The sequence below is a fragment of the Colwellia sp. TT2012 genome (assembly GCF_001440345.1).
Taxonomy (GTDB): Bacteria; Pseudomonadota; Gammaproteobacteria; order Enterobacterales; family Alteromonadaceae; genus Colwellia.
Window position 1 is genome coordinate 81,996 of record NZ_LJYX01000022.1, and the last position, 12,242, is coordinate 94,237.

The 12,242-nt window shown below is 40.9% G+C and carries 8 protein-coding genes; 3 read left to right on the forward strand and 5 right to left on the reverse strand.

Annotation, left to right across the window (positions count from 1 at the left end; all coding sequences use genetic code 11):
- Window position 1: 1 nt before the first annotated feature.
- The 4 genes from ASU03_RS17405 to ASU03_RS17420 form a co-directional block, all read right to left on the reverse strand.
- Window positions 2-2,767, reverse strand: a complete 2,766-nt coding sequence (locus ASU03_RS17405) for a bifunctional diguanylate cyclase/phosphodiesterase (protein WP_057833059.1) — start codon at window positions 2,765-2,767, stop codon at window positions 2-4.
- A gap of 663 nt (window positions 2,768-3,430) precedes the next feature.
- Entirely contained in the window at window positions 3,431-3,871 is a 441-nt protein-coding gene (locus ASU03_RS17410) for a hypothetical protein (protein WP_057833060.1), read from the reverse strand.
- Between the two features lie 167 nt (window positions 3,872-4,038).
- Window positions 4,039-5,817: a sodium:solute symporter family protein gene (locus ASU03_RS17415; protein ID WP_057833061.1), complete on the reverse strand. Its 1,779-nt coding sequence runs from the start codon at window positions 5,815-5,817 to the stop codon at window positions 4,039-4,041.
- A gap of 2 nt (window positions 5,818-5,819) precedes the next feature.
- Window positions 5,820-6,071 (reverse strand): DUF4212 domain-containing protein, encoded by a 252-nt coding sequence (locus tag ASU03_RS17420; protein WP_057833062.1) that lies wholly within the window; start codon window positions 6,069-6,071, stop codon window positions 5,820-5,822.
- A gap of 436 nt (window positions 6,072-6,507) precedes the next feature.
- On the opposite strand from ASU03_RS17420, the gene ASU03_RS17425 reads away from it, so the two are divergent.
- The 3 genes from ASU03_RS17425 to ASU03_RS17435 all read left to right on the forward strand — a co-directional run bounded on the left by ASU03_RS17425 (window position 6,508) and on the right by ASU03_RS17435 (window position 10,617).
- On the forward strand, window positions 6,508-8,382 hold the full coding sequence (locus ASU03_RS17425; protein ID WP_057833063.1) for a putative nucleotidyltransferase substrate binding domain-containing protein: 1,875 nt from the start codon (window positions 6,508-6,510) through the stop codon (window positions 8,380-8,382).
- Window positions 8,382-9,098 carry an exonuclease domain-containing protein gene (locus ASU03_RS17430; protein WP_231731630.1) on the forward strand — a complete coding sequence of 239 codons (717 nt, stop codon included), beginning with the start codon at window positions 8,382-8,384 and terminating at the stop codon, window positions 9,096-9,098. The genes ASU03_RS17425 and ASU03_RS17430 overlap by 1 nt, the downstream gene beginning before the upstream one ends.
- 157 nt (window positions 9,099-9,255) lie before the next feature.
- Window positions 9,256-10,617, forward strand: coding sequence for a leucyl aminopeptidase family protein (locus ASU03_RS17435; RefSeq protein ID WP_057833064.1), 1,362 nt, complete (start codon window positions 9,256-9,258; stop codon window positions 10,615-10,617).
- A 652-nt stretch (window positions 10,618-11,269) separates the two neighbouring features.
- Here the strand turns inward: ASU03_RS17435 and ASU03_RS17440 are convergent.
- A complete protein-coding gene (locus ASU03_RS17440) occupies window positions 11,270-12,019 on the reverse strand; it encodes a substrate-binding periplasmic protein (RefSeq protein ID WP_057833091.1) in 750 nt (249 codons plus the stop codon).
- Between the last annotated feature and the right edge of the window lie 223 nt (window positions 12,020-12,242).

The following is a 12,242-nucleotide window of genomic DNA, read 5'->3' on the forward strand; positions in this document are numbered from 1 at the left end:
CTCACGTTGTTATAGAAGAGACAATCCCTGCTCTGTTCGCTAAGCTAGTGTCCTTGGCTCGCTTAAATGTTTCGATAAATTGGCTGGCTGGCATAGGTCTGCCGGTATAATATCCCTGCACAAAATCACATTTTTCGCCCTGTAAATATTGCAGTTGCGCCGCTGTTTCTACGCCTTCGGCAAGTACATCTAATCCTAACGAGTGGCTCATCTGAATAATCGCCGTGGTAATGGATTTATTATCCTCATCATTTTCAAGATCTGAAATAAAACTACGATCTATTTTCACCTTTTGAATCGGAAATCGCTTTAAATAACTCAGCGAAGAATAACCGGTACCAAAATCATCCATTGCCAACTGAAAGCCTGCATCGTGCAAGGTTTGCATCATATCGATGGCTTGGGCTACATTATCCATCACTGCGCCTTCGGTGATTTCAAGTTCGATACAATTGGCGCTAACATCATGTTGTTCTAGGATCAGCAGCATTTGTTGTAAAAAATCTTTACGTCTAAACTGTACCGGTGAAATGTTAATCGCTACCTTAATCGCTGATATTCCCGCATTGACAAAGGTTTTTATGTCACGACATGCCTGTGCCAAAACCCAATCACCCAATTCATTGATCAAGCCACTCTGCTCAGCAACGGCAATAAATGTATCCGGTGGGATCATGCCTTTCTCAGGGTGATGCCAGCGCATCAGCGCTTCGGCGCCTACCAGTGTTTTATGATCGATCGTAAAAATCGGTTGATAATAAAGTTCAAAATGGCCTTGAGTCAAAGACTCCGCTAGATCAGTCAAAATCTCCTTGTTTTGTTGCAATTTAGCATTCATTTCACGAGTAAAGAAACGGGTGGTATTACGACCATCATCCTTCGCCTGATACATGGCAATATCGGCATTGCGTAGCAATTCCTCACTATTATCGGCATCGTCAGGATAAATAGTTACCCCGATGCTACTGCCAATATTTATATTGTTGCCATTCACCTCTATTGGTGTTTTCAATAATTTATTGAATCGCTGAGCAAAGTTCACCGCGTCTGCAATGGTATCAATCTTATTAATAATGAAAGCAAATTCATCTCCACCTAACCGCGCAACCGTATCCATGTCTCGCCCGGTTTCAGAGAGCCTCAGTGCCACTTCTTTAAGTAATTCATCGCCGACTTCATGACCCATGGTGTCATTGATTATCTTGAAGTTATCTAAATCCATAAAAAATACAGCAAATTTATGCCCATGACGTTTAGCCAGCGCTATCGCTTGCTGTAGCCTATCTTGAAATAATAACCGATTAGGCAAACCCGTCAGAGGGTCATGCAGTGCCAAATGTTTTAATTGCTGTTCTGCCTGCTTACGTTCATTTATCTGTAGTGTAAGATCTCGGTTGTTCCTATCTAACGCCATTTTTGCTTGGTTAAAATGATAAGCCAGTAAACCAAATTCATCCTGTCTGCTGTCATCAAGCAATTCTGTGTGAGTATGATCCCCTTCTGGTACCGATTGCTGCAGTTGGTTGACCATTTGATACATAGGCACGATTAAACTACGTCGGCAATAAATAAAGCCGAAAAAAGCCGCGATAATCATGATTGCGGTGAGTAATATTAAGATCAGGTTTGCCACCTTACTCGCGCTGTTTATCGCCACCTGCTGCGGTGTGACCACAATAACCTTCCACAGGGTTTTTGGAATGATAAATACCGACACGTTCACTGGTTCACCGAGTAAAAAATCCTGCTTACTTATCATCGAAATCGTCTTAGCATGACTCTCATCACCCTGATTTCGTAGCAGCAACATATTGGCGACAATTAACTGTGCTTCTGAGAGTGATATCTGCTTACTTTGTTCAGCAATGTCCTCAGCCAGTAGTCTATTTTTTTCTGTTAAAGACTGAATGAAAGATTGATTTATCTCAGTCAATATATCAGCAATAGGCTGAAAAAAATCGACCTTATCGGCTAGTTGATTTACCGTAATATATTCTTGGGTTAAATTATGATTATCTCGATTGCTTATTTTAGTTAACTGCTCATCGGGAAAGGCCAAAAACTTATTATTACGATCGACGGCATAAGCGTAACCGTCAAGTTTAGCGCTACCCTCGCGCAATATCCTATTGAGTTGTTGTAAACTAACATCAACCGTGGCATTGCCGGAAAAATTTTGCTGTTCGAACATCGCCACGGTGCAAGTTACCATCGGCGCCAATGTATATGGGTCCATATAGGACTTGGACCAGAGGCACTCCCCTGGTTTGCTATAACGACCTGGCACATACCAATCTTCATAATGGTAACCAGTACTCTCGGCATCATTATATTGGTCGAAGTATTGCAATTTACCCAAGCTATCTCGACCCCAAAAGAAGCTACGTCGCGTTACGCCAGTGGTGAACTGTTCAGGCTCAGGCCACACGCCACCACCGACAATAAAGTCTTGGTTTTCTTGCATATCAAGCATCTGAGGAATAACTTGGCGGAATAGTTGCGGATCTTTAGGTAATGTTTCCCCTACGGCGGCCAAATTTCGAGCTAAAGTTTCCGCAACACTAATACGTAATGATATTTCGGACACGATACGCGCACCTGTCTCGTCAATCAACTCCTTGTTTTTATTGACTAGGTATTCTTTAACGACGAGATCAACCACCATATAAGTTGCCACGATCATCACTAAAAACAGCAGACTTAAACCAAAAGAAAACTTAAATAAAATGGTCTGTTTGGGTTTTATTCTTGGTCGAATTGAAGACACTCCTTTTCCTAAAAACTAGGTATAGTAATAATACAAACTGAATCACATGGTAAACATACAGCTATTCACTGTATAAACATGATTTAAATTACCTTATTTATCAAACAGATAAGTGTAATTAATTTCATGGTTACCACTATCATTCACTAATGGCATTCCCATTTAGCTTACGCATATTCAATAGAATATCAATAGGTTGTAATGCTGTGTAATATCACTTGCGCGCTGGAGACTAGCAAGGAAGTGCTTATTGCAGCTATGATCAAGGCGACATTTAAGATTAACAGGGGGTTTATTTCATTGCTGCGCTAACCTAAACTATCAGCAATAACAGCTAATAGTTACGCGTGGTTAAAGCAGCTAGACAGTGCCAAGGTATTAAATAGTAATATAGGTGAGATAAGATGGAGCTTACGCTAGGTAAACTCATCTTGGCGGTAAATTCAGGCAAGATTTCATCAGCATCTATCATTTTATCGAGGCAGCCTACTCACTAAGCTTGCCATTAAGTTGCAGGAAAAAAACTGAATATCACCGGATAAAATGGTGACAACAAAGCCCTTTTGTATCTCATAAGTCAGGCATAGCTTGAGAAAATGAGTCACTGTTACTAGTTCATCTACGACTGTATTTTTTTGGCCACTTACCAGCAGAGTTATGGGCTTACTTCACTGTTTGCGTGTAAAACTCGCTAATGTACTGACCACCTTTAATATTGGCAATTAAACGTAATTTATAACTATCACCTTTATTGCTGATTAAGTTACGCAACTCAGTATGACTGCGCCAATAATAAGGACTTTTTTGCATGCCTAAAGGGTAAGGTGTCACTTTATCGTGTTTATCGACTAAAAATAGTGTCACGCTATCAAGCGGAAAAGTAGCGTTCACTTCAGTCACGCCAGCATCATCTGAAATGTTAACTTTAAACTCACCCGATTTCAGTACACAACTTTGATTGATAATATCGCAGTGCCCATCTGGAGATAAGGTGATAAGTTTACTGTCGTTTGCAACCGCCTCTTCATAATAATCAGCGCCAACAAAACCAAAAACAGCTAGGAAAGGGGCCACGATAAAGGCAATCCTTGTGTGTTTATTCATAGGGTATCTTCTTATATTTTTTCTTTAAAAAAACATTTAGTTCTCTAAAGACATTAAAACAAATAACGCTAGAAAAAGAAAGGCTAGCCGACTTTAGGAGAAACAGTCGTCTAGCCTTTGTATTTTAACTTGGCGTGAGCTAAGTCACATCTAATCACTACTAAACTCTAGTGATCGTGTGCGGCACCAGCACCTGATGGTATACGCATGTTTTCAACCATCTCTTGAATATGCTTAGGCGCAGGACCAGTCACTTGTAATACCACAAAGGCAACACTAAAGTTAACTATCGCACCAATGACACCAAAGGCATTAGGTGAAATACCGAAGAACCAGTTAGGTTCCATGCCACCTAGGAACGAAGTACCTGGGATAAACATAATACCCTTATGTTGGAACACGTATAACATAGTGATACCAATACCTGAACACATACCTGCCACTGCCGCTGGGCCACTCATTTTCTTACAGAAAATACCCATCATTAGTGCCGGGAAGATACTGGATGCCGCTAAACCAAAGGCTAAGGCGACCGTACCTGCGGCAAATCCAGGCGGATTCAGCCCTAAGTATCCCGAGACGATTATTGCGATGGTCATCACCACTCGACTCGATAACAGCTCATTTTTCTCGGACATGTCTGGTGTTAATATACCCTTCATTAAATCATGCGAGATGGAGGAGGATATCGCCAATAACAAACCAGCAGCGGTTGACAGTGCGGCGGCTAAACCACCCGCGGCAACTAAGGCGATAACCCAGTTAGGTAAGTTAGCAATAGCCGGGTTAGCAAGTACCATAATGTCACGGTCAACTTTAACCATTTCATTAATAAGTATTTCTTTACCCGTTTTTTCATCAATTATGATTTTATCGGTATTATTAGCCGTATATTGAATTTTACCATCACCATTTTTATCTTCATACTTTAACAGACCGGTTTTTTCCCAATCTTTAAACCATTGTGGACGCTCGTCATAAACAAGGTTTTGACCGGCTACTGGTTCAATAGTATTCATTAAATTCAAACGAGCCATAGCACCAACTGCCGGAGCTACGGTATAAAGTAAAGCGATACATACTAAAGCGTAACCCGCTGAAGCACGTGCTGCTTGTACTGAAGGTACAGTGAAGAAGCGCATAATTACATGAGGAAGACCGGCAGTACCTATCATCAGAGATAAGGTGTAAGCGAACATGTTCACTGTGCTACCTAAGTTAGCTGTGGTGTACTCTTTAAAGCCTAAATCAGTTACTACTAAATCAAGTTTATCAAGTAAGTACATGCCACTACCGTCAGCTAAGGTTGAACCTAAACCAAGCTGTGGAATTGGGTTACCGGTAAGCTGTAATGAAATGAATACCGCTGGAATAGTATAAGCAAAAATCATCACCACGTATTGGGCTATTTGTGTATAAGTAATACCTTTCATACCACCAAGTACTGCGTATACCCAAACAACGAACATACCAATGTATAAACCGTTATCATAGTCAATTTCTAAGAAACGAGAGAAAGCAACACCGACACCTTTCATTTGACCAATGATGTAAGTTAATGAAGCGATGATTAAACAAGCAACCGCAACAACACGGGCAGTTTTAGAATAGTATCTATCGAAGATAAATTCAGGTACGGTAAATTTACCGTGTTTACGCATATATGGCGCTAACAGCAAAGCCAATAAGACATAACCACCAGTCCAACCCATTAAAAATACTGAGCCGCCGTAGCCCATAAAGGAAATCATGCCAGCCATTGAAATAAACGACGCTGCCGACATCCAATCGGCGCCAATAGCCATACCATTTTGTAATGGCGTAATACCACCACCAGCAACATAAAAATCACTGGTTGAATCCGCACGAGCCCACCAAGCAATAGCGAAATATAAGGCGAATGTGCCGAACACGGCAATGTAAGTATATAGTTTTAACTCTTCCATGCTTAGTCCTCCGAGTGATATTTTTTATCAAGCTTGTTCATTTTGGCACCATACCAAAAGATCAAACCTAAAAATGCGTAAATAGAGCCTTGTTGGGCAAACCAAAAACCAAGTTTGTAGCCACCTAGACGAAATTCATTTAATGGTTCAACTAACAGTAAACCTAAACCAAATGAAACTACAAACCAGATGGTGAGACAGATAAAGATCAGACGAAGATTCTCCGACCAATAGGTTTCTTTATTTTCTTCCACGATGTTCTCCTAGCGAATGTATAACGTTAATTAGCGTTTTATAGTTTTATTGCGCTTTGACGCCTTTTTTTATAAAGCGTTATAAAAAGTTGTAATAGTTCTAGTGAAAGTGTGGCTATAGATTTCAGTCACTTGCCAACAAAAAATTTAGATGACAGTGGCAAAAATCCATATGCAACTTTTACTGTTAATTAATCTAGCAAGCTTTTTTTTGACGGGATATTAGCCTTTAGTCTAGATCGAAACAAAAGGCATAAGCCTGAGCCCAACTGAGTAATTAGTCTATTTTTACTCATCAGCTGATACTTGTGGGTTTTTCTAAAATAAAACTTTAGTCTAGGTTTGCGCGATAATTCTTGTCTATACCGCAACAAAACTCTAAATTAACGCCATTACTTGATATTTGATCATTACTGGCTAGATGACGGGGCAAAACATGGCTACTGAACTTTCAGAAATTAGCACGTTTATTCACAGCATTCCGCCTTTTGATAGCTTGCCTAAGCAGGTATTGGCGCAGCTGGTGCGGGAATTAACGATCAATTATGTGCGAAAAGGTGACTATCTGCCGCCAAAAGGCGTTAACGAGCCGAGATTATATATATTGCGCAAAGGGGCTATCAGCTGCCTTTCCTCTGACGGTAAATTAGTCAGCCGCTTGGGTGAAGGCGACTTGTGTGACGCTTTTTATCATCACGATGAGCAGACACTAAGTAATAGTAAAATCACCTCCGAAAGCCCGCTACAAGTTCAAACCGATGAAGATTGTTTGCTCTACAGCGTCAAGGCCGCTGTCTTAGATGAAATAGGAGCACGTTTCCCTAGTATTAGCGATTATTTTAGCCAAAACTCCGCCCAGCGTTTAAAAAATAAAATGACTCAAGTAAATGAAGAAGCCATTCTATCTTCCTCCTTGATGAATACTGCCGTCAGTAATTTCTACCAAAGTCCTATCGCCTCGATTAATGCTGAAAAAACCATTCAGCAAGCAGCTATGCAAATGAATGAAGAGGGCTATTCCTGTTTAGTTGTGATTGACAAAGAAAATCCCGTTGGCATCGTCACTGATAAAGATATCCGTCGCCGTTGTGTCGCTACCGGATTAGCAACCAGTGCAGCCATTAGCGAAATTATGACCCGCGATATGTATACTATTGATGTGAAAAGCAACGCTTATGATGCGTTAATGATGATGACGGCTAAACATATCCATCACCTGCCCGTCACCCGACATGACCAGCTAGTTGGTATGGTTACTGTCACGGATTTGATTAATAACGAAGGCCATAATGCCATTAATTTGTCGAGCATTATCCACAAAGCACGTACCATTGCTGAGCTAAAAGAAATCAGTCAGTTATTACCTAAATTGCAAATTCGCCTAGCAAAACTAGGCAGCAGTGCCGACCACGTTGGTAAGAGTATCAGCGCTATTACCATGGCATTTACTAAGCGCTTAATTGCGATGGCCGAATATAAGTATGGCCAAGCGCCGGTACCCTATGCTTGGCTTGCTGCGGGATCGCAAGCTAGACAAGAGCAGTTAGCGCATTCAGATCAAGATAATGCCATTATTATTTGCAACTCCATGAAGCCTTATGATGATGCTTGGTTTGAAAGTCTCGCTACTTTTGTCTGTGATGGTTTAGCTGAGTGTGGTTTTATCTATTGTCCCGGCGATATTATGGCCACTAATCCTAAATGGCGCCAGCCACAAAAAATGTGGCATAAATACTTTACCGATTGGGTTGAGACACCTAGCCCAAAAGCACTATTAAACAGTACTATCTTCTTTGATTTAGAGACCGTTTATGGTGATGCGTCTTTACTTAACCAGGTAAGAAAAAAACTACTCCATAAAACCCAAAGCAACACGCTATTTATCGCTCATTTAACTAAAAACGCCTTAAACTTACGCCCGCCACTGGGCTTTTTTCGCGACTTTGTTTTAAAGCACAATGGTAAACATAGAGCCACTCTCGATTTGAAACATAATGGCATAGCGCCAGTGGTCGATTTGGCGAGAATTTATGCTTTATCTGAAGGTATTAGTGCGGTAAATACCATTGAGCGAATTCAACAGGCAGCGGGCACACCTTCGCTAAGTAAAGAATCAGCGGAAAACCTAATTGATGCTTATGAGTTTTTAGGTATGCTCAGAGTAGAGCATCAAGCGAAAGAGTTAATGCGTGGCAAGAGTGCTAATAACTATTTGTCACCGAAAGAAATCTCTAAGTTAGAGCAGGGGCACCTTAAAGATGCCTTTAAGGTGATTAAAAATCTACAAGATGCTAGACAATCGAGCTACTAATGCCCAGTACAACCTTAATTAATTCACCGATGTTCTCTTGGCTGCTGGGTTATGAAGCCAAGCGTAAACTGTTATTAAAAAAAGCACCGGCTGGCGTGTTACATGATTTTTTATCTGTGCCTTTACCCAATATAAATACTCCCATTGATAAAGTCGCTATTTTGGCGGTGGATTTTGAAACAACGGGCCTTAATGCCAAACAAGATAAATTACTGAGTGTCGGTTATATCACCCTTCAACAGCAACAAATTTCACTCAAGTCCAGCTACCATCAAATTATCAAAAGCAAAGCACAACTTGAAGAAAGTAATGTCATTATTCATCACATTACTGATAGCCAAAAAGAGCAAGGGCAAGCCTTAGCAACTGTGGTGGCATCTTTACTGCAAGCACTGGCGGGTAAAGTTATGCTGGTACATTTTGCTCGCATTGAAAAACAATTTTTGACTGAAGCTTGTTATGAGCTTTATGGCATGGCACCCAGTTTCCCTATGATAGATACCCTGGCACTGGCTAAGCGCCGTTTAGATAAACGCGATGTTGCTTATGATCCCTCGGAATTACGCCTTGCCAGCCTACGTCATAAAATACAATTACCCGAGCACCATGGCCATAATGCCCTCAACGATGCTATTGCTACCGCCGAATTATTTATGGCTCAAATGAGTAAAGTCAATAAAGATGGCAAGATTACGCTGAAAGATGTCTTACTCTAGGACTGTATAAAAAACATCCCGGATAAAGCTTCTGCTGCAATATCAATTTCACCTCTATTTTGTCAAATAGTGCTCTCTTTTGAGCGCTAACGCTTCCGCTTTACTGTGCTTAGGTTACAATCAAGCCATGCATAAAAATGCCAGACAAAGGATGCTCATGAATAATTTACTGAATGCAGAAAACAACGGTACAGCGTTAATAATCCTTGAAAAAACAGCCTATCCAGCATGGCTTGAAAAGCAAGATAAACGTTGTCAGAACTGGTTAGAAAACACCCAGTACAAAGGTGATGGTTTAGCCCTTATCCCTAATAACCAAGGTAAGCTAAGCCAAGCTTTATTCGTGGTTACTGATGCGCATGATTATTTTGCTTGTGGCGACTTAATCAAGCAGTTACCCCAAGGTCAATATTTATTGCAAGCACAAGCCGAACACGTTACCGCGATCAGTTTTGGTTGGTTAGTTGGTGCTTATCAATATGATAGATATATCACCGACAAGTCAGATAAAACATTAGCTAGTTTAGCGATTAACAATGCGGAGATAGTTGCCAGCGCCATTAAATTTGCCCAAGCAACCGCCTTAACACGTGATCTCGTCAATACTCCTGCTGCCGATATGATGCCAGTAGATATAGCCCAAGCTACGTTAGAGCTTGCTGAGACATTTAATGGTGCAGTTACACAAATTATTGGTGACGAGCTATTAGTTCATAATTACCCCACTATTCATGCGGTAGGTCGCGCCAGTATTAATACCCCGCGTTTAATCGATTTAACTTGGGGTGATAAAAGTCATCCACAAGTAACACTTATTGGTAAAGGTGTCTGTTTTGACAGTGGTGGTTTAGATATGAAACCCGCTGCTGGCATGCGTAATATGAAAAAAGATATGGGCGGAGCTGCTCATGTTTTAGGTTTAGCGCAGCTGATCATGGCACATAACTTACCCATTTATTTACGAGTATTAATTCCAGCGGTAGAAAATGCGGTGTCAAGCAATGCCCTTCGTCCAGGCGATGTGGTTACTACGCGTAAAGGTCTTTCTGTTGAAATTCATAATACCGATGCCGAAGGTCGTTTGGTGCTATGTGATGCCTTAGCAGAGGCAGAAAACGATGAGCCTGAATTGATCATAGATTTTGCCACCTTAACCGGTGCTATGCGTGTTGCTTTAGGCACTGAAATAGCGGGATTTTTCTCCAATAATGATCAAATTGCTGCCGAGATCACTTCTGCCGGCAGTAAAATTAGCGATCCGGTATGGCGTATGCCGTTACATAAGCCTTATGATGATTTATTCCAAAGCACTATAGCTGATATGACTAACTGCCCAACCCAGCCTTTTGGCGGTGCTATTACTGCCGCATTATATTTACAGCGGTTTGTTGAAAAGACCGATTGGGTACACTTTGATGTTATGGCTTTTAATGTTCGTCATTTGCCTGGTCGCCCCTTAGGTGGTGAGGCTTTTGGTATCCGTGCTGTGTTCGACTATTTACAAGCTAGGTTTAAATAGGCTAGGCGGATTAGGTACAATAGATGTTCGCCGCTGCATAGTTATCCTGGTCGCCCCTTAGGTGGCGAGGCTTTTGCTATCCGTGCGTTATTTATCGCTAGTATGCGACTATTTACCAGCTAGGTTTAAATAGGCTAGGCGGATTAGGTACAGTAGATGTTCGCCGCTGCATAGTTATCCTGGTCGCCCCTTAGGTGGCGAGGCTTTTGCTATCCGTGCGTTATTTATCGCTAGTATGCGACTATTTACCAGCTAGGTTTAAATAGGCTAGGCGGATTAGGTACAATAGATGTTCGCCGCTGCATAGTTATCCTGGTCGCCCCTTAGGTGGCGAGGCTTTTGCTATCCGTGCTGTGTTCGACTATTTACAAGCTAGGTTTAAATAGGCTAGGCGGATTAGGTACAGTAGATGTTCGCCGCTGCATAGTTATCCTGGTCGCCCCTTAGGTGGTGAGGCTTTTGGTATCCGTGCGTTATTTACCGCGAGTATGCGACTATTTACAAGCTAGGTTTAAATAGCTAGCTTTTAATTTTATTGCTTATTTTCCGTAAAAAATCAGCCTAATATCTTAGGCTAATTTACTTTTATAAAGTCATCCTGTCATAACTTATGTAGGCTGACTTTTTTATGCTTTACTCTTTATGCGCACACTTAGTGTATTTGATATTTAGCATAGATTTTTTCAATAGTGCCATCGTGCTTAAGCTGTTTTATCACTTTATTGACCGCATCCCTTAAGTCGGCATCTTTAAAGGCCATATGCGAATACACATCTGGCCATAAGTGATGAATGTTAAAGTCACTTTTCTTTATCTGTGTCTTTCCTTGGTAATATTTATGCTCTAAGTCATGAAAGAATATATGAATATCACCTACTCGAATATCTTTCTGGCCCGCGGCCATTAAATAAGTAGTCTCTTTAGGGTGGGAGTGCTCTGAGTAATTAACATTAGCCAATGCCATTTTTTTATACTGCTCACCCAAGAGATCGGTTGCCCCTTGATAAGCGGCGATAGAAAATGCCTGTAAGTCGTCGATACTTTCGATTTCAAGACCATGCTCCTTCTTAGACACAGCCACATCGGTATAACGGAAAAGCGCCGCAGATAAATAACCATTCACTTTTGCAGCAGAAAATATATTACAAGCGACGTCAATAATCTTGCCGCTGTTAATTTCATGTAGCAATCTATGATTACTCATAAAAATGAATTGAACTTCATATTCAGGCAATTGCTTAAATATTTCTCGGGTTATATCAAGAAACAAACCCTTGTTTTCCGCTTCGATAAAAAATGGCGGGAAATTACCGACACCAACACGCAGCTCGTGTTTGGCAAGTAACAAAGAAGGAAAAAACAGTAAAAAAACAATTAACACCTGCGGGTATATTTTAAACATAAACGAACAAATTGTTGATAATGCCGTAAACAGTATAAACCAAGTGTTAACTAAATTTAAACAACTAAATTTAAAGGTCACTAACGGCCGTCGCTTGCCAAACTTCATGAGTAGAAAGTTCCTTTTCTTCAGGCAATAAGCACTTAATAGTTTGCTCACTCCAGTAACGCTACGCCATGAGATAGCCAAAAATATTTTTAAAACCTCGCCATAAAGTAACGTT